This is a genomic window from Streptomyces sp. NPDC053426, assembly GCF_055585405.1.
This window is the reverse complement of sequence record NZ_JBVJKE010000019.1, coordinates 73503-99595: the sequence shown is the minus strand read 5'-3', so window position 1 is coordinate 99595 and position 26093 is coordinate 73503. Positions and strand designations below refer to the sequence as shown.

General features: G+C 73.9%; 23 protein-coding genes. 9 read left to right on the top strand and 14 right to left on the bottom strand.

Going from position 1 to position 26093, the window contains the following annotated elements; genetic code table 11:
• Window position 1: 1 nt before the first annotated feature.
• Both ACZ62B_RS31820 and ACZ62B_RS31815 read right to left on the bottom strand, forming a co-directional pair.
• Window positions 2-289 carry a YiaA/YiaB family inner membrane protein gene (locus ACZ62B_RS31820; RefSeq protein WP_030867144.1) on the bottom strand — a complete coding sequence of 96 codons (288 nt, stop codon included), beginning with the start codon at window positions 287-289 and terminating at the stop codon, window positions 2-4.
• 60 nt (window positions 290-349) lie between these two features.
• Window positions 350-1501, bottom strand: coding sequence for an acyl-CoA dehydrogenase family protein (locus ACZ62B_RS31815; protein WP_344560462.1), 1152 nt, complete (start codon window positions 1499-1501; stop codon window positions 350-352).
• A gap of 88 nt (window positions 1502-1589) precedes the next feature.
• Between ACZ62B_RS31815 and ACZ62B_RS31810 the strand changes: the two genes are divergently transcribed.
• The 3 genes from ACZ62B_RS31810 to ACZ62B_RS31800 all read left to right on the top strand — a co-directional run bounded on the left by ACZ62B_RS31810 (window position 1590) and on the right by ACZ62B_RS31800 (window position 4122).
• A complete protein-coding gene (locus tag ACZ62B_RS31810) occupies window positions 1590-2231 on the top strand; it encodes a TetR/AcrR family transcriptional regulator (RefSeq protein WP_085575865.1) in 642 nt (213 codons plus the stop codon).
• Window positions 2232-2400: 169 nt separating this feature from the next.
• Complete coding sequence (locus ACZ62B_RS31805) at window positions 2401-3111, top strand: ArsR/SmtB family transcription factor (RefSeq protein WP_344560461.1); 711 nt, start codon at window positions 2401-2403, stop codon at window positions 3109-3111.
• Window positions 3112-3174: 63 nt separating this feature from the next.
• Entirely contained in the window at window positions 3175-4122 is a 948-nt protein-coding gene (locus ACZ62B_RS31800) for a DMT family transporter (RefSeq protein ID WP_382051549.1), read from the top strand.
• Here ACZ62B_RS31800 and ACZ62B_RS31795 read toward each other — a convergent pair.
• From ACZ62B_RS31795 to ACZ62B_RS31755, 9 genes are all read right to left on the bottom strand, one after another.
• A complete protein-coding gene (locus tag ACZ62B_RS31795; RefSeq protein ID WP_469693009.1) occupies window positions 4119-5204 on the bottom strand; it encodes a Zn-dependent alcohol dehydrogenase in 1086 nt (361 codons plus the stop codon). The two genes, ACZ62B_RS31800 and ACZ62B_RS31795, sit on opposite strands and share 4 nt — an antisense overlap.
• A 16-nt stretch (window positions 5205-5220) precedes the next feature.
• Window positions 5221-6609, bottom strand: a complete 1389-nt coding sequence (locus tag ACZ62B_RS31790; RefSeq protein WP_468723255.1) for an aldehyde dehydrogenase family protein — start codon at window positions 6607-6609, stop codon at window positions 5221-5223.
• Window positions 6610-6715: 106 nt separating this feature from the next.
• Window positions 6716-8050 (bottom strand): ABC transporter ATP-binding protein, encoded by a 1335-nt coding sequence (locus tag ACZ62B_RS31785; protein ID WP_344560458.1) that lies wholly within the window; start codon window positions 8048-8050, stop codon window positions 6716-6718.
• 197 nt (window positions 8051-8247) lie between these two features.
• Window positions 8248-8430: a hypothetical protein gene (locus ACZ62B_RS31780; protein WP_344560457.1), complete on the bottom strand. Its 183-nt coding sequence runs from the start codon at window positions 8428-8430 to the stop codon at window positions 8248-8250.
• Between the two features lie 213 nt (window positions 8431-8643).
• Entirely contained in the window at window positions 8644-9879 is a 1236-nt protein-coding gene (locus tag ACZ62B_RS31775; RefSeq protein ID WP_469693001.1) for an MFS transporter, read from the bottom strand.
• 37 nt (window positions 9880-9916) lie between these two features.
• Entirely contained in the window at window positions 9917-11356 is a 1440-nt protein-coding gene (locus tag ACZ62B_RS31770; protein ID WP_468885094.1) for a CitMHS family transporter, read from the bottom strand.
• A gap of 98 nt (window positions 11357-11454) precedes the next feature.
• Window positions 11455-13719 carry a molybdopterin oxidoreductase family protein gene (locus ACZ62B_RS31765; RefSeq protein WP_468723248.1) on the bottom strand — a complete coding sequence of 755 codons (2265 nt, stop codon included), beginning with the start codon at window positions 13717-13719 and terminating at the stop codon, window positions 11455-11457.
• Window positions 13720-13832: 113 nt separating this feature from the next.
• Window positions 13833-14450, bottom strand: a complete 618-nt coding sequence (locus ACZ62B_RS31760) for a TetR/AcrR family transcriptional regulator (protein WP_344561631.1) — start codon at window positions 14448-14450, stop codon at window positions 13833-13835.
• Complete coding sequence (locus ACZ62B_RS31755; protein ID WP_469692998.1) at window positions 14450-15067, bottom strand: hypothetical protein; 618 nt, start codon at window positions 15065-15067, stop codon at window positions 14450-14452. Before ACZ62B_RS31755 ends, ACZ62B_RS31760 begins: the two co-directional genes overlap by 1 nt.
• A gap of 176 nt (window positions 15068-15243) precedes the next feature.
• On the opposite strand from ACZ62B_RS31755, the gene hmgA reads away from it, so the two are divergent.
• From hmgA to ACZ62B_RS31740, 3 genes are all read left to right on the top strand, one after another.
• On the top strand, window positions 15244-16560 hold the full coding sequence (gene hmgA, locus ACZ62B_RS31750) for a homogentisate 1,2-dioxygenase (RefSeq protein WP_344561503.1): 1317 nt from the start codon (window positions 15244-15246) through the stop codon (window positions 16558-16560).
• 27 nt (window positions 16561-16587) lie between these two features.
• Window positions 16588-17337: a GntR family transcriptional regulator gene (locus tag ACZ62B_RS31745; protein ID WP_344561505.1), complete on the top strand. Its 750-nt coding sequence runs from the start codon at window positions 16588-16590 to the stop codon at window positions 17335-17337.
• Window positions 17338-17520: 183 nt separating this feature from the next.
• Window positions 17521-18705 carry a type ISP restriction/modification enzyme gene (locus ACZ62B_RS31740; protein ID WP_468723239.1) on the top strand — a complete coding sequence of 395 codons (1185 nt, stop codon included), beginning with the start codon at window positions 17521-17523 and terminating at the stop codon, window positions 18703-18705.
• 294 nt (window positions 18706-18999) lie between these two features.
• Here the strand turns inward: ACZ62B_RS31740 and ACZ62B_RS31735 are convergent, their stop codons facing one another.
• The 3 genes from ACZ62B_RS31735 to ACZ62B_RS31725 all read right to left on the bottom strand — a co-directional run bounded on the left by ACZ62B_RS31735 (window position 19000) and on the right by ACZ62B_RS31725 (window position 20759).
• Complete coding sequence (locus ACZ62B_RS31735) at window positions 19000-19275, bottom strand: hypothetical protein (protein ID WP_344561509.1); 276 nt, start codon at window positions 19273-19275, stop codon at window positions 19000-19002.
• Window positions 19276-19401: 126 nt separating this feature from the next.
• Window positions 19402-20220: an anti-sigma factor gene (locus tag ACZ62B_RS31730; RefSeq protein ID WP_469692996.1), complete on the bottom strand. Its 819-nt coding sequence runs from the start codon at window positions 20218-20220 to the stop codon at window positions 19402-19404.
• Entirely contained in the window at window positions 20217-20759 is a 543-nt protein-coding gene (locus ACZ62B_RS31725; RefSeq protein WP_344561513.1) for a sigma-70 family RNA polymerase sigma factor, read from the bottom strand. Before ACZ62B_RS31725 ends, ACZ62B_RS31730 begins: the two co-directional genes overlap by 4 nt.
• A 243-nt stretch (window positions 20760-21002) precedes the next feature.
• On the opposite strand from ACZ62B_RS31725, the gene ACZ62B_RS31720 reads away from it, so the two are divergent.
• The 3 genes from ACZ62B_RS31720 (at window position 21003) to ACZ62B_RS31710 (ending at window position 26051) form a co-directional block, all read left to right on the top strand.
• The gene (locus tag ACZ62B_RS31720) at window positions 21003-22535 is read left to right on the top strand and encodes a DUF4331 domain-containing protein (RefSeq protein ID WP_469692994.1); all 1533 of its coding nucleotides are present in this window, start codon (window positions 21003-21005) and stop codon (window positions 22533-22535) included.
• Between the two features lie 73 nt (window positions 22536-22608).
• Window positions 22609-24567, top strand: coding sequence for a tetratricopeptide repeat protein (locus tag ACZ62B_RS31715; RefSeq protein WP_468723234.1), 1959 nt, complete (start codon window positions 22609-22611; stop codon window positions 24565-24567).
• Window positions 24564-26051, top strand: coding sequence for a nickel transporter (locus tag ACZ62B_RS31710; RefSeq protein WP_468885104.1), 1488 nt, complete (start codon window positions 24564-24566; stop codon window positions 26049-26051). The genes ACZ62B_RS31715 and ACZ62B_RS31710 overlap by 4 nt, the downstream gene beginning before the upstream one ends.
• The last annotated feature ends 42 nt before the right edge of the window (window positions 26052-26093 follow it).

The following is a 26093-nucleotide window of genomic DNA, read 5'->3' as shown; positions in this document are numbered from 1 at the left end:
GTCACAGCTTCTGCAGCGGGTCGTACTCGGAGAGCATCTTCTCCAGACGGGCCTGGTCGACCCGGTTGACGATCTGCCCGGCCTCCTGGCGGTCGCGGATGACCTTGGCCAGGGTGAAGGCGGAGGTGACGAGGTACAGGACCGCGATGCCCAGGAAGGCGCGGACCCAGGCGTCGGCCTCGAGGTTGAAGATACCGACCGCGGTGGCGCCCATGGCCACTCCGAAGGACGCGACGGCCTGGCCGTAGAAGGCGGCCGTGCTCTGCTGCTTGACCGGTGTGTCGCTCATGGGGAAAAGGATCGGCGGATGTGGCCGCGGCCACATCCGCTCAGCTACTCAGGCACGTACTCAGAAGGCCGAAACCCCGGTCAGGGCGCGGCCGATGACCAGTTTCTGGATCTGGCTGGTGCCCTCGTAGAGGGTCATCACGCGGGCGTCGCGCAGGAGTTTGCCGGCCGGGTACTCGTCGATGTAGCCGTAGCCGCCGAAGACCTGGAGGGCGTTGTTGGCGGCGCGGACGGCGGCCTCCGAGGCGAAGAGCTTGGCCTTGGAGGACTCGACGGCGAAGGGCTTCCCCCGGTCGATCAGGTCGGCGACCCGCCAGGTGAGCAGCCGGGCCGCGTCGACGTCCACGGCGATGTCGCTGATCAGCTCCTGGACGAGCTGGTGACGGGCGATGGCCTTCCCGAACTGCTCCCGCTCCCCCGCGTAGCGCACGGCCGCGTCCAGGGCGGCCTGCGCTATGCCGACGCAGCCGGCCGCGACCGACATCCGGCCCTTGGCGAGGGCGGACATGGCGACCGAGAAGCCCTTGCCCTCCTCGCCCAGCATCGCGGAGGCGGGCACGCGCACGTCCTGAAGGACCAGCTCGGCGGTGGCCTGGCCGCGCAGGCCGAGCTTGCCGTGGACGGCGCGGCGGGTCAGGCCGGGAGTGTCGGCGGGGACGAGGAAGGCGGAGACGCCCTTGTGGCCGGGGGCGTCGGTGGAGCGGGCGAAGAGCAGGACGACGTCGGCCCAGGTGCCGTTGGTGATGAACATCTTGGTGCCGTCGATGACGTAGTCGTCGCCGTCGCGGACCGCCCGGGTGGACAGGTTCCCGGCGTCCGACCCCGTGCCGGGCTCGGTGAGGCCGAAGCAGCCGACGTGCTCCCCGGAGGTGAGCCCCGGCAGCCAGGCGCGCTTCTGCTCCTCGCTCCCCCAGGCGGCGATCGTCTTGGCGACCAGGCCGAGGGAGACGGAGACGATGCCGCGCACGGAGGAGTCGCCGCGGCCCAGCTCCTCGGTGACCAGGCAGTACGCGAGATGGTCGCCGCCGCTGCCGCCGTACTCCTCGTCGATCGTCAGCCCGAGGAAGCCGACCTCGCCGAGCTTCTTCACGATGCCGCGGTCGACCTCCTCGGCGCGGTCCCAGGCGGTGGCGTGGGGCACGACCTCGCGCTCCACGAAGTCCCGGGCGAGCCGGCGGACGGCCTCCTGCTCCTCGCTGAGCTCCAGGTTCATACCGAGTCACCCCATGTGAGATCCATGCGAAACGTACACATTTAAATTAGCACTGCTAGTTTCCAGGCGCAGCCCTACTATGTGCGCCATGGCCCGACCGCGCAAGCCCCTGCTGAGCACCGACCGGATCGTCGGTACGGCCCGTGCGCTGGTGGACGCGGAGGGCCTCGCGGCCGTCTCCACGCGCCGGCTCGCCGCGGAACTGGGGGTGAGCGGGCCCTCGCTCTACAACCACTTCCGCACCAAGGACGAGATCCTGGAGGCGGTGGCCGACTCGGTGAGCGCGCTGGTCGACCTGTCGATGTTCGAGGACGGCCGGGAGTGGCGGACCGCGCTGCACGACTGGGCGGTCTCCTACCGGGCCGCGCTGCGCGACCACCCGAACATCGTGCCGGTCCTGGCCCGCGGTCCGGGCCGCCGTCCGGCGGCGCTGCGGCTGGCCGACGCGGTCTACGGCGCGATGGTCGAGGCCGGCTGGCCGCCCGCGCAGGCCACCTCCATCGGCGCGCTGATGCGGTACTTCATCATGGGCTCCGCGCTCGGCTCCTTCGCGGGCGGCTTCGTGGACGACGCCAGCGCCTACGACCCCGCCGACTACCCGCACCTCGGACAGGCCCATCTCCTCGCCGAGCAGCAGGAGAAGATCGACGAGCGGGCCTTCGAGGCGGGGCTGACGGCGCTGCTGGACGGGCTGGCGCTGCAGTACGAGCAGGTGCGGGCCGGCGCCTGAGCGCTCCGCCGGGAGTGCGGCGATGCGGCGATGCGGCATCGATCGTCCGCGGCGCCGTCGTGGCTGGTCGCGCCCACGCGGCGGTGGCCGCACGTCGGCACGGTCCCGCGCTCCTTCGGGCCCGGACGCTTCGGTGAGGGCCGAAGTGTCCGTGCCGCATGCTGGGGACATGACCACCAAGGACCCCCGGGCGGCCGGTCTCGCGCGGCTCGCCGCGCTGGCCGCCGACGAGACGCGGGCCGCGTGCCTGCTGGCGCTGCTGGACGGGCGGGCCTGGACGGCGGGCGAGCTGGCCCGGCACGCCGGGGTCGCCGCGTCCACGCTGAGCGAGCACCTGGGCAAACTGGTCGCGGGCGGACTGCTGGCCGAGGAGCGGCAGGGGCGGCACCGGTACGTACGGCTGGCCGACGCGCGGGCCGCGCAGCTGGTGGAGGACCTGGCGGCGCAGGTGGCTCCGGGCGCCGCCGAACGTCCGCGCACGCTGCGGCAGGCGGGCGCCGGGTCGGCCATGGCCCGCGGACGCACCTGCTACGACCATCTCGCCGGGCGGCTCGGCATCGCCGTCACGGACGCCTTCACCGCGCGGGGGCTGCTGCTCCAGGAGACCGGGTTCGCGCTCACCGACGCGGGACTGCGCTGGTTCGGTGCGGCGGGCATCGGCCTCGACCGCCGCGGACGGCGCCCGCTGGCCCGTGCCTGCCTGGACTGGACGGAACGCCGCCCCCATCTCGCCGGAGTGGCGGGCGCCGCCCTGTGCCGGCACGCCCTGGAGACGGGGTGGTGCGTGCGCATCGGCTCCGAGCGGGCGGTGAAGGTGACGGAGGCGGGCGAACGCGCGCTGTCCGAACTGCTGGGAATCCATGCGGAAGCCCTCCGCTGACCGGCAGGCCCCCGTCCGGAATCCGCGAGCGTCCCACCCTGACCTCTTCCTAGCCTCGGGAGCATGATGCACGTCTCCACCCCGCGTTCCGACCGGATGCTCGCGGCCTGCGCCGCCGGTGTCACCGTCGTGCTGTGGGCCTCCGCCTTCGTGTCCATCCGCAGCGCGGGAGCCGCGTACTCGCCGGGAGCGCTCGCGCTCGGCCGGCTGCTGGCCGGGGCGCTGACGCTGGGCGTGTTCTGTCTGCTGCGACGGGAGGGGCTCCCGCCCCGGCCGGCCTGGCGGGGGATCCTGATATCGGGTCTGCTCTGGTTCGGGTTCTACATGGTGGCCCTCAACTGGGGCGAGCAGCAGGTCGACGCCGGTACGGCCGCGCTGGTGGTGAACATCGGACCGATCCTCATCGCCCTGCTCGGCGCCCGGCTGCTCGGGGACTCGGTGTCGCCGAGGCTGCTGGCGGGGATGGCCGTGTCGTTCGCCGGCGCGGTGACCGTGGGGCTGTCGATGTCCGGCGAGGGCGGGTCCTCGGTGCTCGGGGTGGTGCTGTGCCTGCTGGCGGCCGTGGCGTACGCGGCCGGAGTGGTCGCGCAGAAGCCGGCGCTGGGCGCGGCGAGCCCGCTGCAGGTGACGACGTACGGGTGTCTGGTGGGGGCGGTGGCCTGTCTGCCGTTCGCCGGGCAGCTCGTGCGGGAGGCCGCCGACGCGCCGGTCCCCGCCACGCTCAACATGGTCTACCTGGGCGTCTTCCCGACCGCCCTCGCCTTCACCACCTGGGCCTACGCCCTGGCCCGTACGAGCGCGAGCCGGATGGGCGCGACCACGTACGCGGTGCCCGCGCTGGTCGTGCTGATGTCGTGGCTGACGCTCGGCGAGGTACCGGGCCCGCTCACACTGGTGGGCGGCGCGCTGTGCCTCGCGGGTGTGGCGGTGTCCCGGTCCCGGTCGAGGGCGGCGACGCGGACGGCCCCGGTCCCGGTCGCCCGGGAGGAGGCCGCCCGCGAGCCGCGCTAGAACACCACCAGCGCCCGTCCGCCCTTGCCGGCCAGCATGTTGTCGAAGGCGGCCGGGATGCCGTCCAGGGCGATGTGTTCGGTGACCAGGGTGCCGAGGTCGAGGCGGCCGGTCCGGATGTGCTCGGCGAGGACCGGGAGGTCGCGGGCGGGGTCGGAGTTGCCGTAGACGCAGCCGGAGAGGGTGCGGCCCCAGTGGAAGATCTCCAGGGCGTTGAAGGTGACCTGCTGGTCCTTGCCGCCGATGCCGACGACCGTGGTGCGTCCGCCGCGCCGGGTGGATTCCCAGGCGGTGCGGATGGTGGTCGCGCGGCCGACGCACTCGACGGCCACGTCCACGCCCTCCTTGCCGGTGAGGGCGCGGATCCGCCGGGCGGTGGTGTCGGAGGCGACGAGGTAGTCGGTGGCGCCCGCGGACCGGGCGAGTTCCTCCTTCTCCGGGGAGACGTCGACCGCGACGATCGTGGACGCGCCCGCGATCCGGGCCGACTGGAGGGCGGCGAGGCCCACTCCCCCGACGCCGAACACGGCGACCGTCTCGCCCGGCCGCACCCGCGCGGAGTGGTGGACGGCGCCGTAGCCGGTGAGGACCGCGCAGCCCAGCAGGGCGGCGTCGGTGAGCGGGACGCCGCCCGGGGCGGGCAGCACGCAGGACGCGGACACCACCGTCTCCTCGGCGAACGCGGCGACGTTCAGCCCCGGGTACAGGTCGGTGCCGTCGTCGGCGCGGCGGGCGTGCACCTCGGCGGCGCCGGCCAGGGCGCCCGCGCACAGCCAGACCTCGCCGCGCGCGCAAGCGGGGCAGGTGCCGCAGGAGGGCGCCCAGTTGAGGACCACGCCGTCACCGGGCGCGACATGGATGACGCCCTCGCCGACGGCGACGACCGTGCCGGCGCCCTCGTGGCCGAGGACGGCCGGGACCGGCAGGCGCATGGTGCCGTCGGACAGGGACAGGTCGGAGTGACAGACCCCGGCGGCGGCGAGCCGGACGCGGACCCGGCCGGGGCCGGGTCCGGGCAGGTCGATCCCGGTGATCTCCAGCGGAGCACCGACGGCGGGCAGAACGGCGGCACGTACGGCCATGGCGGATACGACTCCCCTAGAACTGGAGGGACTTGGTCTGGAGGTACTCGGTCAGGCCGTGGGCGCCGAGTTCGCGGCCCACACCGGACTGCTTGTAACCGCCGAAGGGGGCCAGCGGGTTGAACCGGCCGCCGTTGATGTCGACCTGGCCGGTCTCCATGCGGCGGGCGAAGGCCACCGCCTCCGCCTCGTCGCCGGCCCAGACGGCGCCGGCCAGCCCGTAGACGGTTCCGTTGGCGATGCGCAGGGCGTCCTCCTCGTCCGCGTAGCGCAGGATCGACAGGACGGGGCCGAAGATCTCCTCCTGGGCGATGGTCATCTCCGGGGTGACGTCGGCGAAGACCGTGGGGCTGACGTGGTAGCCCTTCTCGTGCGGGGAGTCGGGGCCGCCCGCGACCAGCCGGGCGCCCTCGGCGACGCCCTTCTCGATGTAACCGCGTACGCGTTCACGTTGCGCGGCGTTGACGAGCGGGCCGATGCGGTCGCCGTACTTCGCGGCGGCGGCCGCGGCGAGTTCCACGGCCTCGTCGTAGCTGTCGTGGTGGACCAGCATGCGGGTCCAGGCGCTGCAGGTCTGGCCGGAGTTGGACATGACGTTGGCGACGCCGACGTTGACCGCGCGGGCCAGGTCGGCGCCGGGCAGGATGACGTTGGCGGACTTGCCGCCGAGTTCCAGGGCGACCTTCTTCACCATGCCGGTCGCGATCGCGCCGATGCGGCGGCCGACGGCGGTGGAGCCGGTGAAGGAGAGCAGATCGACGCCGGGATGCTCGGCGAGGGCCTGCCCGGCCACCGGCCCGAGGCCGGTGACGAGGTTGAACACGCCCGCCGGGATCCCGGCCTCGTGCACGGCCTGAGCGAACAGCCGCGCGACCAGCGGGGTGTCCTCGGCGGGCTTGACCACGACGGTGCAGCCGGCCGCGAGGGCGGGGGCGGTCTTGGCGACGATCTGGTGGAGCGGGTAGTTCCAGGGGGTGATCGCGCCGACCACGCCGACGGGCTCGTGGAGGACCGTCGAGTTGCCCGTCTTCTCCTCGAAGGCGTACGTCGCCGCCAGCTCGGCGTACGAGCCGGTCACGGCGATCGGCACGCCCGCGTGGACCGCCTGCGAGAGCTTGGGGGGCGAGCCGAGTTCGGCGGTCACCGTCTCGGCGATCTCGTCCTGCCGGGCCACGAGCACGTCCCGCAGCGCGGCCAGCCGGGCGGCGCGCTCGGCGGGCGGGGTGGCGGCCCAGGAGGGGAGGGCGGCGCGGGCGGCGCGCACGGCGGCGTCGACGTCCTCCACGGTGCCCGCGGGGACGGTGGCGATCACCTGTTCGTCGGCCGGGTTCACCACTTCGATCACGTCCGGGCCGGCGGCGGGGCGCCAGGCGCCGTCGATGTACATGCCGTCGTATGCCTTCATCGCGCTTCCTCCGGGGCGGGGTGTCGGTGTCCGACCGCTCAGTTCGTGCGAAGTCCTAAACTAGCGGTGTTAGTTTTCTCGCGCCAGAGGTCTCCGTACGACCGTGTCACTCCTCCAGGTCGGGCAGCCGCGCCGGGTTCGGGCAGATCCGCTCGCCCTGCTGGTCGAAGACGAAGAGGTGGGCGAGGTCGACCAGGAGCGGTACCTGCATGCCGTGCCGGAGGCGGATGTCGGGGGTGGTGCGGACGATGAGGTCGCCGGGCACGCGGGGCTCGGCGGAGGCCGGGGCCGGCTGTTCGGAACGGTCGAGCGTCGCCACGGGGCCCGCGCGCAGCGCCCCGGCCCGCTCCCGCAGCCGGTGCAGGACCGTGCCCTCGCGGCGGCGGCGCCGTGCCGGGCGCTCGGGCCGCGGGCGCGGGGCCTCGAGGTCGGGGACGACGGCGGGGCGGGAGCCGGTGTTGAAGTGGACGAGGACCTCGTGGCCCTGGAACTCCAGGTGCTCCACCAGGCCGGTGAGCGCCACCTCGCCGGTCCGCGCGTCGGACGGCTTGGCGATCCGTACGGCCTCCGAGCGCAGGCCCACGATGACCTCTCGGCCCTGCTGCACCCGCAGCAACTGGTGGTCCAGGGACAGCGGTTCGGGCAGCCGCAGGAACTGTTTGCCGAGGCTGATGGTCATCGCCCCGTCGAGCGGTGCGCGCACCAGGCCGCGCAGCAGATTGATGCGCGGGGTGCCGATGAACGCGGCGACGAAGACGTTGCTCGGCAGGGAGTACACGGTGCGCGGGGTGCCGACCTGCTGGAGGACGCCGCCGCGCAGTACGGCGACGCGGTCGCCGAGCGACATGGCCTCGGACTGGTCGTGGGTGACGTAGACGGTGGTGACGCCCAGCTCCCGGGTGAGCTGGGAGATCTCGGCGCGCAGCCGGTTGCGGAGCTTGGCGTCGAGGTTGGACAGCGGCTCGTCCATCAGGAAGGCGGAGGGGTGGCGGGCGATGGCCCGGCCCATGGCGACGCGCTGGCGTTCACCGCCGGAGAGCTGGGCGGGGAAGCGGTCGAGGAGGTCCTCGATGCCGAGCATGCGGGCGGTGGCGTCCACGCGCGGGGCCGGGTCGGCGCCGGGGGACTCGATGCGGAGCGGGAAGCCGATGTTGTCGCGGCTGGTCATGCTCGGGTACAGGGCGAAGTTCTGGAACACCATCGCCATGTCCCGGTCGGAGGGGGGCAGTTCGTTGCCGTACTCGCCGTCGAGGAACAGCCGCCCCTCGTCGATGTCCTCCAGTCCGGCGATCATCCGGAGCACGGTGGACTTGCCGCAGCCGGAGGGGCCGAGCAGGACGAGGAATTCGCCGGGCGCGATGTCCAGCGACAGCCGGTCCACCACGCGGATGTCTCGCGTGTATGCCTTGCTCACGTCGTGCAGGGAGATGGCGCGTGTCATGAGGGTGCCCCCGGGGGCGGATCTGGGCGCTGGTGCTCCGCGTTCGGAACACCCCGCACGGGTCGCACGGGGCGTATGGGTCACGGAAGCTAACGGAAAGTAGCGGCCGGGGGAAGACGCCGGGCGAGATCAGGGCGCTCCGGTCCACCAGGTGAGAAAGCGGACGGCCGGATTCACCGGGGGACCGGTGTTCCCCGTCAGTCGTCGCCGCCGTCGTCGCCGCTTCCCGAGCGGCCGTTCGAACGGCCCGGCCGGAGCAGCTCGCCCGCCGGCGGGGTCCCCTTCGCCACTCCGCACGCCCAGCGCGGACCGCCCCGCGCCGCCCGGACACGTCCCCCGACGGCGAGGACGAGGACACCGGCCAGAACGGTCAGAAGCATGCGGTCACCCTCATGGGCACGGCCCGACTCCCGTGGTGCATGCCGCGCTTCATGCGCGATCGCGCCGTCCTGCCACTGCGGACACAGCACCCCGTCAACCGCGGGCAATCGTGCCGCAGGGCGGCACGGGTGGGCGCGACGGCACCCCGCAAACGCCGGGCCGCGTGTCCCACCCCCGCCCAGCCCCAGCCCCCGCCCCCGCCCCCGCACCGCTCACTTCACCCGCCGACGCACCCTCACCCCCGCCCCCTCCCGCTGCTCCCTGCGAGCACTCGCCCCCTCCCCCGGCCGGTCCGGAGTCCGCAAGGCGACCCCCGAGGACAGAAACAGCAGCGCACCCAGCATCACGAACGGCGCCGCCACCCCCGCGACCCCCGCGATCAGCCCCGCCGCCGCGGGCGCGGCGACCTGGCCCAGGCGGTTGCCGGTCAGGCGCAGGGCGAGGGCCGTGGAGCGGGCCTCGGCGGGGGCGGCCTGGACGACCGTGGTCATGGAGAGCGGCTGGCCGACGCCCAGACAGAAGCCGAGGACCGCCAGGATCGGCGCCAGCGCCCAGACCGGCATCGGCAGCGCCACCCCCGCGCACAGCAGCCCCGCCAGCAGACAGGTCACCGTCAGCAGCACCGTGCGGCCGAGCAGCCGCAGCAGCGGGGTGAGGACCAGCCGGCAGGCGATCGTGGCCGCCGCGCGGAGGCTGAGCAGCAGGCCGATGACGGCCGGGTCGATGCCCCGGTGCTCGCCGACCACCGGGAGGTAGGCGGTGAGGATGTCGGTCGCGGACAGCACGGCCAGGCTGATGAGGATGCCCGCGGGGACGCCCCGGGCGCGCAGGATGCCCCGTACCGGCACCCGGGCGCCCTGCCCCGTACGGGTCTTCAGGTCCCCGGGCCGCTCTATGCGCCACAGCGAGGTGAGCGCGACGGCGCCGCCCGCGCCCGCCGCCAGCAGGGCGAGCGCGCTGGTCCGGGCCATGTCCGGACCGATCAGCGCGCCCGCCGCGATGGGACCGACCAGCTGGCCGAGCGAGGCGCCGATGGTGAAGTGGCCGAAGTTGCGGTCCTGCTCGTGCGGCGCGGACCGGCGGGCGACGAGGGACTGCGCGCCGATGACGAAGCAGAGGTGGCCGAGGCCCATCACCCCGCTCCACAGGGCCATCTCCCACAGCGAGCCGGCGAGGCCGCTCAGCGCGCAGCCGCCGGATATGAGCACCACGCCGACCGGCAGCAGGGGCGCGCAGCGGCCGTGGTCGGTGCGCCGGCCGAGCGGTACGGCGGCGAACAGCGGCAGCAGCGCGTACACGCCCGCGATCACGCCGACCGCCCGCTCGTCCGCGCCCAGTGCCAGCGCCCGGTAGGAGACGGCGGGCCGGGCCATCGACACCGCCCCCTGCGCGAAGCCGAAGGCGATGACGAGGCGGAGCAGCCAGCCGCGGTTCCCACCGGGCGCCATGATCGGGTCCTTCCTGACAGTGGTCCGGGTGTCCGGCTCAGATGATGCCGAACAGGATTCCGGCCGCGAGGATGACCAGGCAGATCATGGCCGCCCACTTCACCACGAACCGGGTGTGGTCGCCGAACTCGACCCTGGCCATGCCGACCAGCACGTACACGGCGGGGACGAGCGGGCTGGACATGTGCAGCGGCTGGCCGACGAGGGAGGCGCGGGCCATCTCCAGCGGGGAGACGCCGTGCGCGGCGCCGGCTTCGGCGAGGACGGGCAGGACACCGAAGTAGAAGCCGTCGTTGGACATGAAGTAGGTGAGCGGAAGGCTCAGCAGGCCGGTGACGAGGGCCATGTGCGGGCCCATGCCCTCGGGGATGACGTCCACCATCCACTCGGCCATGCTGTCGACCATGCCGGTGCCCTGGAGGACGCCGGTGAAGACGGCGGCGGCGAAGACCATGCCGGAGACGTTGAGGACGTTGTCGGCGTGGGCCGCGATGCGGGCCTTCTGGTCGGGGATGTGCGGGAAGTTGACGGAGAGCGCGAGGGCGGCGCCGAGCAGGAACAGCACCGGGATCGGCAGCAGCTCCATGATCATGGCGGTGAGCAGGCCGACCGTGAGCAGCGCGTTGAACCAGTAGAGCTTGGGGCGCAGGGTGGGGCGGTTCGGGTCGAGGCCCTGGAAGTCGTCGTCGTCCTCCGCGTCGGCGCCGGTGCCACCGGTCGCGGTGCCGTGCTTCCCCGAAGCGGCGCCGGTGCCGCCGCCCGCGCCGACGAGGACCGTCTCCGTCTCCTCGGCCTCCTCCTTCACCAGCGCCTCGTCCAGCGTCAGCACGCCCAGCCGCCTGCGCTCGCGCAGACCGAGCACGTACGCGAGGACGACGACGCCCAGCAGGCCGACCAGCAGGGCCGGGATCATCGGGACGAAGATGTCGGCGGCGTCGAGCTTGAGCGCGGTCGCCGCGCGGGCCGTGGGGCCGCCCCAGGGGAGGGTGTTCATCACGCCGTTGGCCATGGCGGCGACACCGGTCATCACGACCAGGCTCATCTTCAGGCGCTTGTACAGCGGATACATCGCCGAGACGGTGATCATGAAGGTGGTGGAGCCGTCGCCGTCCAGCGACACGATCGCGGCGAGCAGCGCGGTGCCGACGACGATCCGCATCGGGTCCGCCTTGCAGAACCGGAGGATGCCGCGGACGATCGGGTCGAAGAGCCCGACGTCGATCATCACGCCGAAGTAGACGATCGCGAACATGAGCATCGCCGCGGTGGGCGCGAGGCTGGACACGCCGTCGATGACGTAGTCACCGAGGTGGGCGCCCTCGCCGACGAACACGCAGAACAGCGCGGGGATCAGCACGAGCGCCGCGATCGGCGACATCTTCTTCAGCATGATCAGGACCAGGAAGGTCGCGATCATGGCGAAGCCGAGGATGGTCAGCATGAGTGGATACCTAACGTTCGCCCTTGAACATCCCACCAGGGCCGGCGGTGCGTCGACGTTAGGTTCCGTAAAGCCGCGTTAACAAGACGTTGACGTGCGAGCAATAAGCGCAAAACCCCAGGTCACAGCTTTGCTCAGGTCAGCGCGCCGAACGTTTCGCCCGCGGCGGCGCTCAGCGGGGCCACCTCGACGGGGACGCCGTTGAGGACGGCGTTGCCCGACAGCGGGTCGAGGAGGCTGCCGTCGAGGAGCTGGTTGACGTTGACGCCGGGGTCGGCGGCGGCGTGCCGGGTACGGGTGCCGGGCCGGTCGTGTCCCCAGCCGTGCGGCAGGCTCACCACACCCGGGCGTACGGCGTCGGTGACCTCGGCGGGCGCGGTCACCGCTCCCCCGGCGCCCTTGATCCGCACCGGTTCCCCGTCCCGTACGCCGAGGCGTTCGGCGTCCTCGGGGTGGAGGTGCAGGGTGCAGCGGTTGGAGCCGCCGGTGAGGGCGGGCACGTTGTGCATCCAGCTGTTGTTGGAGCGCAGATGGCGGCGGCCGACGAGGACGAGTCCGGCGGGGCGTTCGTCGAGGGCGGCGCGCAGCCGGGGGAGGTCGGCGGCGATCGGTTCCGGCAGCAGCTCCACCTTGCCGCTGCGGGTCTTCAGCGGCTGGGGCAGTCGCGGGCGCAGGGGGCCGAGGTCGATGCCGTGCGGGCGGGCGAGCAGCTTCTCCAGGGTGAGCCCGTCGGGGTCGGCGCCGAAGCCGTCGCCGTACGGGCCGAGGCGCAGCATGGTGTCGAGGCGCCGTTCGGGACCGTCGGCGCCGGTGAGCAGGGCGGCGAGTTCCTCCGGGTCGCGGCCGTGGACCGGGGAGTGCGGCTCCCGGACGGCCTTGGAGAGGGTCTGGTCGATCACCATGGTGTCGACGGCGGCGGGGTCGGCGCCGTGCATGCCGGTCGCGGCGAGGATCAGCCGGGCCAGGATCTCGGTCTCGGCCATGCGGCCGGGCTCCAGGGGGACGGCCGCGCGGGTGTAGCGGACCTGGTTGCGCACGGCGAGGGTGTTGAAGGCGAAGTCGTGGTGCGGGCTCTGCGCGGGCGGGGGCGGCGGCAGGACGACGTCGGCGTGGCGTGAGGTCTCGTTGAGGTACGGGTCGACGCTGACCATGAAGTCGAGTGAGCCGAGCGCCTTGTCGAGCCGGTCGCCGTCCGGGGCGGAGAGCACCGGGTTGGCGGCGACGGCGACGAGGGCGCGGATCGGCTCGCCCTCGTCGGTGGGGGTGTCGATCTCCTCGGCGAGGGCGGACAGCGGCAGTTCGCCCTTGGCCTCGGGGTGCCGGCTCACCCGGGAGTGCCAGCGTCCGAGGGCGAAGCCGCGGCCGGGGCCCGCGGGGCGCGGGGTCCGGTCGGTGGCGGCCTGCGGGAAGAGGGCGCCGCCGGGCCGGTCGAGGTTGCCGGTGAGGACGTTGAGGACGTCGACGAGCCAGCTGGCGAGGGTGCCGTGCGGGACGGTGCAGCTTCCGATGCGGCCGTAGACGGCGGCGGTGGGGGCGGCGGCGAGTTCCCGGGCGAGGGTGCGGAGGGTGGCGGCGTCGACGTCGCAGGCGGGGGCCACGGCTTCGGGGGTGAAGTCGCGCAGTGCCGCGGCGAGGTCGTCCAGGCCCGTGAGGTGCGACGCGCGCTCCCCCGGGTCGGCCAGGCCCTCGTCGAACAGGACGTGCGCCAGCGCCGCGAGCAGCAGCGCGTCGGTGCCGGGGCGGACGGCGAGGTGCCGGTCGGCGAGGCGGGCGGTGCGGGTGCGGCGCGGGTCGATGACGGTGAGGGTGCCGCCGCGGGCCCTGAGCGCCTTGAGCCGGCCGGGGAAGTCGGGGGCGGTGCACAGACTGCCGTTGGACTCCAGGGGGTTGGCGCCGATCAGCAGCAGGTGGTCGGTGCGGTCGAGGTCGGGCACGGGGATGAGGTTGGCGTCGCCGAAGAGCAGTCCGCTGGAGACGTGCTTGGGCATCTGGTCGACCGTGGAGGCGGTGAACAGGCTCCGGGTGCCGAGCCCGGCGACGAGCACGGGCGGGTAGAGGGCGCCGGCCATGGTGTGGACGTTGGGGTTGCCCAGGACGATGCCGACGGCGTGCGGTCCGTGCCGTTCGACGACGGGCCGTATCCCGGCGGCCACGGCGTCGAACGCCTCCGCCCAGGTGGCCTCGCGCAGCTCGCCGTCGACGCGGACGAGCGGGGTGCGCAGCCGGTCGGGGTCGGAGTCGACGGCTCCGAAGGCGGCGCCCTTGGGGCAGACGAAGCCCCTGCTGAACACGTCGTCGCGGTCGCCGCGGGCGCCGGTGACCCGGCCGTCGTCGATGGTGAGCGTCAGGCCGCAGGTGGCCTCGCACAGGGGACAGATACGAAGGGCGGTGCGGGACACGGGACCTCCCGGGTGCGGCGGCTGCGGTGACGCGCGGACGGGCCGAGCATACCGACCGGTAGGCATGGAGGGGAGGGGGTTGCCCGGAGGGCTCCTCCGGAGAGGGGGACCGCTCAGTCCAGCGTCCGGGCCAGATACGCCCGCAGCATCTCGCGCAGTTCGCCGATGACCTTCTCGTCCCCCTCGGGCGCCATCCGGAACGCCAGGTGGACGAGGGCGTCGGCGGTCTCGACGGCGACGAGGAAGGCGCGGCGCAGGTCGTCGTCGGCCACGCGGCCGAGGTAGCCGGAGAGCAGGTCGGTGAGGCGGTCGGCGACGCGGTGGTTGGGTTCGGCGCGGCGGGCGCCGACGGGTATCTGGTTGCCGAAGTCGACGAGGGAGAAGCCGGGGGCGGTGCGCTTCATGTCGAGGTACTCGTCGAGCACGACGTCCATGGCGTGCCGCCAGCCCCGGTCACCGGTGGCCCTGAGGTGTTCGGTGACCCGTTCCGTGAAGCGTTCCAGGTTGCGCTGGGCCAGCGCGTCGGCCATCTGGCGCTTGTTGCCGAAGAAGCGGTAGACGGAGCCGATGGGCACGCCGGCGCGCTCCGCGACCGCGCGGGTGCTCAGGTCGTCGTAGCCGGCCTCGTCGAGGAGTTCGGCGCAGGCGTCGAGGATCCTGGCCAGTCGTTCGGCGCTGCGCCGCTGCACCGGCGCTCGGCGGAGCGATGTCGCGTGGGGCACGGGCCTCATCATGCCTGCTCGTCCCCGCTCGCGGAACCTCGCCCTCCGCCATGGCCCCGCCCGTCCGTTCCGCGCGCCGGTTCCGGAGGTTCCGTGCCCATCGGCGCGGCGCTCGGGTCGGGGCTCGGTTCCTGGTCCGACACGGTGATGTCGGCCGTGCTCTCCACGGGCTCGCCGTCCACGGCCCACACCGAGCCGTCGTCGGCGTACAGGCGGGCGGTGACGTGGTGCGTGCCGCGCGGGACGGAGTCGCCGGGGAGGTGGTACTCGGGGGTGCGCAGCAGGGCGACGCGGCGGCCGTTCAGCTCCAGGTGCGCCAGGCCACGGCCGGCGACCGCGCGCCCGCCGGCGCCGTCCGGGGAGAAGCGGAAGTTGCGCACGGTCAGCCGTACGTCCCAGCCGCCGTCGGTGTCGGGGGTGACCTCGACGCCGACGGCGGGCGCGTCCTCGGCGTCCACCTCGCGGTAGGGGCTGCCCTCCTCGTCCCGCTCGTCCAGGAGTTCACCGGCCGGTGAGGACGGCTTCCCGTCCCGCCCCCGGGCATCACTCGGACCGCAGCCCGCGGATCCGGCCAGGAGTGCGACACAGACCGCGAGCGCGGTGATCAGGCTCCGCGTCCACGACATGCCCGGGAGCGTAGAACACGGGTACGACATCGCGGATCCACCTGAAGTCGGGTTCCGCGTCCTCCGTCGAGAGGAGGAGGGCGGAGGGAGGACGGAGATCGCGTCTCCCCCTTGCGGCGCGGAAATCGCAATCCTATGGTGTCGCATAGGAATCCGATCGCAAGGGAGCACCGGGCATGAGCGGGGACGCGCGCAAGATCGCCGAGGGGCTGGAACACCTCTCCGGTTTCGGCAACGAGCACAGCTCCGAGGCGGTCCCGGGCGCCCTGCCCGAGGGCCGCAACGCGCCGCAGCGCGCGCCGCTCGGGCTGTACGCGGAGCAGCTGAGCGGCACGGCGTTCACCGAGCCCCGCGCGGAGAACCGCCGCTCCTGGCTGTACCGGATCCGCCCGTCGGCCGCCCACCCGGCGTTCACCCGCACGGGCAACGGGGCGCTGCGCACCGCGCCCTTCACCCAGACCGTGCCCGACCCCAACCGGCTGCGCTGGAACCCGCTGCCGGAGCCGGACGGGGGCACCGACTTCCTGGCCGGACTGTGGACCCTGGGCGGCAACGGCGACGTCACCCAGCGCACCGGCATGGCCGTGCACCTGTACCACGCCACCGCCTCGATGGACCGGGTCTTCAGCGACGCCGACGGTGAGCTGCTGATCGTCCCCGAGCACGGCGGGCTGCTGCTGCGCACGGAGTTCGGACTGCTGCATGTGGAGCCGGGACACATCGCGCTGATTCCTCGTGGGGTGCGGTTCCGTGTGGACCTCCTCGAGGACTCTGCCCGCGGTTATGTGTGCGAGAACTACGGGGCGGCGTTCCGGCTCCCCGACCTCGGTCCGATCGGCGCCAACGGGCTGGCCAACGCCCGGGACTTCCGGGCGCCCGTCGCCGCGTACGAGGACGTCGAGGGGCCGGTGGAGGTGGTGAACAAGTTCTGCGGCAACCTGTGGTCGGCCACGTACGACCACTCCCCGCTGGATGTCGTCGCCTGGCACGGCAACCATGTGCCCTACGCCTACGATCTGCGCCGTTTCAATGTGATGGGCACCATCTCGTACGACCATCCGGACCCGTCGATCTTCACGGTGCTGACGTCCCCGAGCGACACCCCGGGGCTGGCCGGGGTGGACTTCGTGGTCTTCGCGCCCCGCTGGCTGGTGGGTGAGGACACCTTCCGGCCGCCGTACTTCCACCGGAACGTGATGAGCGAGTACATGGGCCTGATCGAGGGCGCGTACGACGCGAAGGCGGAGGGCTTCGTGCCGGGCGGGGGCTCGCTGCACAACATGATGTCGGCGCACGGCCCGGACCGGGAGACGTTCGACAGGGCGAGCGCCGCGGAGCTGCGCCCGCAGAAGATCGACGACGGCCTGGCCTTCATGTTCGAGACCCGCTGGCCGGTGTCCCTGACCCCCCAGGCGGCACGGGCGGAACACCTCCAGCAGGGCTACGACGACGTGTGGCGGGGGCTCGAGCGTCACTTCGAGCCGTTGCACTGAAAGCTCTCCGACCGGTACGGATAGCCCGTGACCTCCTTCGCTCCGGATTCGATCGTCCTGAACCGCAAGTTGCCGCTCTGGTATCAGGTGTCGCAGTCGCTGCGCGCCTCGATCCTCGGCCGCTCGCCCCAGGACCCCCTGCGTCTGCCCACCGAGGAACAGCTCGCCGGGCACTACGGGGTGAGCGTGCTGACCATGCGGCAGGCGCTGAAGGAGCTGGAGGACGAAGGGCTGATCACCCGCCACCGCCGGCGCGGCACGTTCATCGAGCCCGGCGCCCGGCGGGGCGCCCCGGTGCGGCTGCTGGGCTCGGTGGACGCGATCGTGGCCCAGCAGTCCGGCATGACGACCGAACTGCTGGAGCACGGTCCGGCGCCGGTGCCGGCGGAGATCGCCGAGTACTTCCCGGACCTGTCCGAGGCGGCGGCGTACCACCGGCTGCGCGGCGACGAGAAGACGGGCGAGCCGACCAACCACGCCCGCAACTGGGTCCGTCCCGAACTGGCCGCCCGCATCGACCCGGCCGACCTGCTGCGGTGGCCGATGACCAAGGTGCTGCGGGACGTCGTCGGCGCGGACATCAGCCGGATCACGGACACGGTGGAGGCGCGGCTCGCGGACCCGGAGACGGCCCGGCTGCTCCAGGTCCCGCTGCTCAGCCCGATCCTGCACTACACGGGCGTGACCTACGACACCGACGGCCGCCCCCTGGACGTGGCCGTCATCAACTACCGGGGCGACCGCTTCTCCTTCACGGTGACCCTGGACGCCACCTGATCCTCCGCCCCCGGGTCCTGCCGTCGAACTCCCGTCGGACTCCCGTCGTCCGCCCGGAGGGTGGGCCGCGCGGCGTCAGGCGCGTGCTCCCGGCACACCGGGACCTGAGCCTCGTACCGTATGTGCCCGGGTCGGGACCCGGTGCGGCAGGCGGGGGTTCTGTGACAGGGCCCAGGCCGTACGATGCCCTGCGTGACGCACGACGACGCTCCGCTGCTGGCGGACCTCATGCCGTGGTCCGTCGCACCGCCGCGGCTCGGCCGGGGGTGGCCGGCGGCTCCCGACGCGGCGTCCCTGAAGGCCCGTTGGGACGCCCTGGTGAAGGCCGAGGGGCCGGACCGCGAGGCGCTGTTCGGGTCGACGCGTTCCCGGACGCCGCACACGGCGGTCGGACAGCTGCCGGGCCGAAGCGGCGGCACGGAGAGGCTGGCCCGCGCGTCGGGTCCGTGTCCCGAGCCGATACGGGTCCTGTACGCCCCGTTCGACGAGCAGTGGCTGATCCCCGACCAGCGGCTGATCGACGTGGCCCGGCCGGAGTTGTGGCGGGTGGCGGACGAGCGGCAGATCTTCGTCGTGGAGGCGGGCACCGCCCCGGCCCTCACCGGTCCGCCGCTGCTGGCCACGTCCCTGCCGCCGCTGCTGCGCACCGGCCGTATCCGTCCGCTGTACCGCCGGCCGGGCGCCGCGGAGCCGAACCTGGCCCCGGGGCTGGCCGGCCACCTCGCCGCCCGGCTCGGCCGGGACACCTCGCCGGTGGACGTCCTCGCCTGGACGATGGCGGCGGCACGCGCCACGCCCGCCGGACTCGCGGTGCCGCTCACCGGGGACGCCGGCGTGTGGGCGCGGGGCGTCGCGGTGGGCCGCCGGATGCTGTGGCTGTCGCGGCGCGACGGGGAGCGGCCCAGACTCCCCGGCGGGCGCCGCCCGTACGTACGTGCCCCGCTGCCCTCCCGGCCGGTGACCGTGGACTACGACCGGGACGAGGAGACCCTGCTGCTCGACGAGGGGCGCATCTCCCCGGTGCCGCCCGGGGCCTGGGAGTTCGAGGCCGGTGGTGTCCGGGTGCTGGAGCGGTGGTTCGCGGCCCGCACGGAGCCGGCCGAGCCGGGCACCCTGGCCGCGATCGGGCCGGCCGGCTGGCCCCAGACCTGGACCTCGGAACTCCTGGAACTGATCACGGTCCTCGCCCTGCTGGCCGAACTGCGTCCGGATCAGGCGGCGCTGACGGACGCCGCCCTCCCCGACCCGGTCACACCGGCCGAGCTGCGCGCGGCGGGCGTGCTCCCGGTGCCGCCCTCCGCACGCCGCCCCGCCTCGGTGCTGGACGCCCACGAGGAGGGGCCGGAGGGGCAGCTCGCGCTGATCTGAGGGTCGGCCGAGGACGTCACGGGGGTGGTGCGTCCCGTCGGAAGATCACCCGGATGGTGTCGGTGCGGGCGCGGAAGGGGTGAGGGTGAGCCCCGGAGCGGGGTGTCAGGTCCCTGCCAGAGTGGAGTCGACCGGTGTGCCCCCGGAGCACTGCCGGGTGGGAACGGGGGGCGCCGGCATGGGGAGGTGCCGGTGTCGGGTCGGGTGCCGAAGGGCCGCCGCGTGCCGTTGGGGATGACGGACAGGGGCGGGGGCGCCGCGCCGGGACGGAGGTGGACCGCCCGGGCGCTGGCGCTACCGGCTGCCGAACAGGGAGCGGCGCAGCCGACGCAGCGGGGCGAAGAGCGAGACGCGGCTCGCCCGGGCCCGCGCGCTCCTGGCGCCGCGGTCGTGCGCGGTGTCACGCGCGATGAGCTCGCGCATCAGCGACGTCGCCTCGGCCGTCTCCCGCTGTGGGACCGCGGGGCCCCCGAGAACCGAGAGATGGCGGTCGAGGCGCGAACTGGTCGCGCTGCTACCGCACGTGATCGCAGGGACCCTGGCCCTGCTGCGCACCGTTATCTGTTCCATGTCACTCCCCACCCGTACGAGTCCACCCGGCCCGGGCAGGGTAACCCTATCGCCCCGTCCGGGCACTCGTGTATCGAGGTCACAGGATTCACCTTCCCCATAAGGGGGTTGACGAACACGCGTCGATTACTCTCCGAATCCGACCGTTTTCAGGGCGAGTTGAACGATGGGTTGCGAGGTGGGCCGCGGTGACCCGCCCTCAGGTTCGACGGTCACGGCGAGTGACGTCGCGGCGGTGTCGAGGCCGGAGGCGATCAAGGGCGTGTCGCCCTCGAACAGCCCCAGGGAACGCGGTCGTGCGTCCGGTCCCATGAGCCAGAGCTGGCGCACACGTCCGTTCGGAGGGTCGCCGTATCCGCCGAGGGTGACGACGGCGCTGCGGGTCGATGCGGAGGCGATCACTCCGATCGTGCGGCCCCGCGCGTCCCGGCCGCTGCTCGCGCGGGCGTCCGGGGCGGCGAGAACGTGGGCGATCTCACGTGACCGGTCGCGTTCGGCGGTGAGCCGGTCCTGGGTCCGGTCCGCCTGGACGGCGAAGAGCGCGGCGACGACGAGCGCCGCGGCGGCGGTGGCCGTCGCGAACGGCACGAACAGCGGCGCACGGTGCCGCTCGCGGGGGCGCGGCGGGGGCGCGGCGCCCCAGACGTGCGGCGGGAGTCGTGTGGCACGCGCGCGTGCCGGGTCCCGGGGCGCGGGTTCCTGCGGGGTGGTCCGTACGGCGGCCAGGACCCGGTCCCGCAGCGCGGCGGGCGCGGGCGCGGCCGTGGACCAGGCGAGGCGGACGGCGTCCTCGGCGAGGTCCCGCACCTCGGCGGCACAGCGGGCGCAGGACCTCAGGTGCTTCTCGAAGCGGACGCGTTCGGCGGGTTCCAGGGCGTCGAGGGCGTAGGGGGCGGCGAGGGAGTGCGGGTCCCCGCGGCGCGACAGTCGGTCGAACAGGCTCATGCCGCGCCTCCCAGGCAGTCGCGCAGGCGGGTCAGTCCGTCGCGCATACGGGTCTTGACCGTGCCCAGCGGCAGCGACAGCCGCTCCGCCACCTCGCGGTAGGTGTAGCCGTCGTAGTAGGCGAGGGTGACCGACTGTCTCTGCAGCGCGGTGAGGCGGTCCAGGCAGCGGCGCACCCACTCGCGTTCGAGTCCGGCCTCGACCTCCTCGGCGACCTGGTCGAAGGCGGGGCCGTGGCCGCGCCGGGCCTCGCGCTGCTCGCGTTCGCCGGCCGCGCGGGCGCTGCGCACCCGGTCGACGGCGCGGCGGTGGGCGAGGGTGAGGACCCAGGACAGCGCGCTGCCCCGGCCGGGGTCGAACCGCGCGGCGGAGCGCCAGAGTTCGAGCAGCACCTCCTGAGCCACCTCCTCGGACTGGGCGGGATCGCGCACCACGCGCCGCACCAGCCCGTACACCGGCCCGGAGACCAGCCCGTACAGGTCCTCGAACGCCTTCTGGTCACCTCCGGCCACCAGCGTCAGCAGCTCGTCCGCCTCCAACGCGCATCCCCCTCTCCAGGCCCTCGCGGGCCGCCCGGTCACACGAGGCATGCGCGGCGAGCGAGCCTCCGGACGGTAAGTACGGATCAACGGACCGAAAACGCGGGTCGGCAGCGAGAAATGCTACGGGCGTACGGGTCCGGCGGGAGGGGCCCGGAAGAAATTCCGAACCCCACCAATCCGGCCCGCCGTCCGCTCCGAAAACCAGTGCGTCAAGGCAAGTCGGCACTGAGGACGGACGGCATGACAACTGACTCCAGGACCGGTGCGGGGCGCGGGAGTCTCGCGACCCTGATCTGCGGGGCGCTGGCCGCCGGGGGACTCGCGGCCGCCGGCGTGACCGCGCTGGAACCCGAGGCGGCCTCCGCCTCCAGCCACCGGGAGGCCCCGCTGATCTCGGGCACCCCGCAGTACGACAACACGGACCTGTACGCGTTCGTCAGTCCCGACAAGCCGGACACGACGACGATCATCGCGAACTGGATCCCCTTCGAGGAACCGGCCGGCGGACCGAACTTCTTCACGTTCGCCGAGGACGCGCAGTACGACATCCACATCGACAACAACGGGGACGCGCAGGGCGAGCTGCTGTTCCGCTACACGTTCGAGACGCACACGAAGAACGACAGGACGTTCCTCTACAACACCGGCCCGGTCACCGCTCTGGACGACCAGGACCTCAACATCACGCAGACCTACGACATCGAGCTGCTGAAGCTGAAGGACCAGCACGCGGTGTCCCGTACGAAGATCGCGGACGACGTCCCGGTGGCGCCGTCGAACGTCGGCAAGGCGTCCATGCCGGACTACGACACCCTGCGCGAGCAGGCGGTGCACGAACTCGCGGGCGGGGCGAGGACGTTCGCCGGGCAGGCCGACGACCCGTTCTTCCTGGACCTGCGGGTCTTCGACCTGCTGTACGGCGGGAACCTCTCCGAGGTCGGCAACGACACGCTCAAGGGGTACAACGTCAACTCGCTGGCGCTCCAGGTCCCGACCGGCGTGATCACCGAGTCGGCGGACCAGCCGGTCGTGGGCATCTGGTCGACGACTCGGCGCAAGAACGCCGAGGGGCACTTCGTGCAGGTGTCGCGGCTGGGCAGCCCGCTGGTCAACGAGGTCGTCAACCCGCTGAAGGACAAGGACACGTTCAACGCGTCCGCGCCGTGGGACGACGCGCGGTTCCTGAAGAACGTCACCGAGCCGGAGCTGCCGAAGCTCATCGAGGCGATCTACAGGATCCCGGCGCCCGACGAGCCCCGCAACGACCTGGTCGACGTGTTCCTGAAGGGCGTCGAGGGGCTCAACCAGCCGCCGCACGTGACGCCGTCGGAGATGCTGCGCCTGAACACGTCCATCGAGCCGGCCGCCGAACCGAAGCGGCTGGGCGTCCTGGACGGGGACAACGCCGGCTTCCCCAACGGGCGGCGGCTGACGGACGACGTGATCGACGCCGCGCTCCAGGTCGTCGAGGGGGAACTGGTCGGGGCGGAGAACGACCTGGGTGACGCGGTCGACGCCAACGACAAGGAGTTCGGGGCGGCCTTCCCGTATCTGGCGAACCCGACGGAGGGTTCGCGCGGCCCGCTCGCCGAGGGCGTGGACGGCGGCAACGACGTACGCAACCAGCTCGGTGACGCGCTGCGGCCGGCGGGTGCGGAGGGGTCCGACGACACGGCCCTGATCGCCGCGTCCGCGGGTGCGGGCGCCGGCGGGCTGCTGCTGATCGGCGCGGCGCTGGCGTGGTGGCGCCGGATGCGCGGCCGGGCGTACTGACTCCGACCCACCCCGACCGGCGCGGCCCGTCCCCGACGGCACGGGCCGCGCCGCCGAACACCGAGGAGAGACCATGGCTCCGCGCACGAACGACAGCACCGGCGACGACGAGCGGGCGACCGCCCCGCCGGCGTCCGGCCACGGGGAAACACCGGGCGCCCCACGCCCGCCCACCGGGGGCGAGCCACCGACCGGAGCGCCGGAAGAGGGGCACGCGCCGGAGCCGCGCCGGGGACGGCCGAACGCGCGCGGAGCGACGGCGGAACACGAGCCGGAGACCGACCGCGGCACGGAGACCACCGGCCGTGCGCAACCGGAGAACGAACCGGGGACCGGCCGCCACGCGGAGACCGGACGCCGAACCACCCACCGCGCGGAGACACGGCACGAGCCGGAGTCCGACCGCGGCACGGAGACCACCGGCCGTGCGCAACCGGAGAACGAACCGGGGACCGGCCGCCACGCCGAGCCGGAACACGAGCCGGAAACCGGGCGCGGGACGGGCACCGTCGATCGCGCGTCGGCCGGGGACGGGCCGGGGGCCGCCCGTCGCACGCGGGCGGAGCACGCGCCGGGCGCCGGCCACCGTCCAAAGGTGGAACACGGGCCGGGGACCGGCCGCCGGGTGCCGGACGGGGATCCGGCAGCCTCCGCCGGGGCGCGGGGTGCGGCCCCGCGGCGGTTCGCCGCTGCCGCCCGGCGTGGACGGGGGCTGCACGTCGCCTCGTGCGCCGTCCTGCTGGCCGTCGCGATCACCGCCGGGAGCGTCGCGGTGGGGGGCGGGCGGGACGAGGGGCGGGCCGGGGCGGCCGATGTCGCGCCGGCGGCCGTCGCCGGGGTGCTCGGCGGGGGTGATCTCGGGGCCGGGATCCGGTCGTTGCAGGCTCATCTGCGGGCGCAGCCGCGGGACTTCGGTGGTTGGGCCACCCTCGGGACCGCCTATGTCGAGCAGGCGCGGACCCAGGGGAACCCCTCCCGCTATCCGCAGGCCGAGCGCGCGCTCGCGCGTTCCCTCGCGCTCGAACCCGGCAACGAGCAGGCCCTCGCCGGGCAGGCCGCCCTCGCCGCCGCGCGGCACGACTTCGCCGGCGCCCTGGAGTACGCCGACCGGGCGCTGAAGCAGAACCCCTACAGCGAACGCGCCCTGTGTTCCCGTATCGACGCGCTGGTCGAGCTCGGCCGGTACGAGGAGGCCGCCGGCGCCGCCGCCACCGCCGACCGCAGGCGGCCCGGGGTGCCCGTGTTCACGCGGTACGCGTACGTACGGGAGCTGCGCGGCGATGTGCGCACCGCGCGGGAGGTGCTGCGCCGGGCCCTCGACAGCGCGTCCTCGCCCGCCGACGTGGCGTACGTCGCGACCGCGCTGGGCCGGCTCGCCTGGAACCAGGGCGAGTACGGGACGGCCCTCACGCACTACGCGCGGGCGCTCGCCGCCGACGACGGCCATCTCCCCGCCCTGGAGGGCCGGGCCCGCGCGCAGGCCGCGAGCGGTGACCGCGCGGGCGCCGTCGAGACACTGGAGCGGGTCGTCGCCCGTTCCCCGCTGCCCGGACCGCTGGTCGCGCTCGGCGAGCTGTACGAGGACCGGGGCGCCGACGGCGACCGCGCGAGGGCACGCGACCAGTACGCCCTCGTCGACGCCTGGACCGCGCTGGCCCGGGCCGGCGGGGTCGACGCCGGCCTCGACACCGCGCTCGCCGCCGCCGATCACGGGGACGCCGGTGAGGCGCTGCGCGCGGCCCGCGCGGAGTGGGACCGGCGGCACAGTGTGCACACCGCGGACGCCCTCGCCTGGGCGCTGCACGTCAACGGCCGCGACGAGGAGGCCCTTCCGTACGCCCGCCGCGCCACGGCCACCGGCTACCGCGACGCCGCCTTCCTCTACCACCGGGGCGTGATCGAGAAGGCCACCGGGCACGACCGCGCCGCCCGCGGCTCCCTCACCGCCGCGCTGGAGCTGAACCCCGGCTTCTCCCCGCTCGGCGCCCGTGCGGCCCGCGCCGCGCTGAAGGAACTGGAGGCGGCACGTTGAACCCCCGCCGCCACGTCACCGCCGGTGCCGCCGTCCTCACCGCCGCCTGCGCGCTCGCGCTGGTCCCGGCCGGTCCGGCGAGCGCGCACCCGCTCGGCAACTTCACCGTCAACCGCTACGACGGGCTGGTGGCCGCACCCGGTGAACTGCGCGTCCACCATGTCGAGGACCTCGCCGAGATCCCGGCCACCCAGGCCGGACCGGACATCGAACGGCTGGGCAGGGACGCGTGGGCCCGGCAGCGCTGTGCCACGGCCGCGCGGGACAGCGAGGTGCGCGTCGACGGGCGGGCGGCGGCGCTCACCGTACGCGCGGCGCACGCGCGCGTGCGGCCCGGTCAGGCGGGGCTCGACACCCTGCGCGTGGAGTGCCGGCTGACCGCGCCCCTCCCCGAGGGCGGAACGGTCGCCCTCCGCTTCCGCGCGGCGGGCGTGTCGTCCGGTCCCGGCTGGCGGGAGATCACCGCGCGGGGCGACCGTACGACGCTCACCGCCTCGGACGTACCGAAGTCCTCCCTGTCCGGCGGACTGACCCGGTATCCGGAGAAGCTGCTCTCGTCCCCGGCCGACACCAGGACCGCGGCCCTGCGCGTCCGCCCGGGCGGCCCGGCGCTGGCGGAGGCCGAGGTGGAGGCGGAGGCCGACGCGCCCGCCTCCGCCGTACTCCCGCGCGGTGCCGACCGCTGGACCCGCGCGCTCGACGACCTCGTCGCCCGGCGCGACCTGACCGCGGGTTTCGCCGCGCTCGCGCTGCTGATCGCCGTCGGGCTCGGCGCGACGCACGCGCTCGCCCCCGGTCACGGCAAGACGCTCATGGCCGCGACGGCGGCGGCGCGCGGGGGCAGGGCCCGGCTCAGGGACGTCCTGCCCATGGCCGCCTCGGTCACCGTCACCCACACGCTCGGCGTGGTCGCCCTGGGCCTGCTGGTCACGGCCGGTTCGGCCGCCGCGCCCTCGGTGATCGCCTGGCTGGGCATCGCGAGCGGCGCACTCGTCACCCTGGCCGGCGCGAGCCTCGTGCGCCGGGCCCTGCGCCACCGGAGCCACACGCACCACCATGAGCACCCGCACGAACACCCGCACGCGCACGAGGGCCACACCCACGCACACGGCGGTCACCCCCACACCCATCCCACCGCCCCCACCCTGCGCGGCACGATCCTGCTCGGTTTCGCCGGCGGGCTGGTGCCCAGTCCGTCCGCCGTCGTGGTGCTGGTCGGCGCCGCCGCGCTCGGCCAGGCCTGGTTCGGGCTGCTGCTCGTCGTCGCGTACGGCGTCGGGCTGGCCCTGACGCTCACCGCGGCCGGGTACGCGGTCGTGAAGGCGGGCAGCGGTGTGACCGGGCTGCTGGCCAGGCGCCCCCGCTGGACGGCGGCCCGGTGGGCGACGCTCGTGCGCCGGAGCGCGCCCCTGGGATCGGCGTTCGTCGTCGTGGCCCTGGGCGCCGGATTGGTGTTCAGGGGGGCGGCATCCGCACTCGGCTGAGCTACTTTCATCAGGAAAGGGAGAATTCGCCCGGATGCGAAG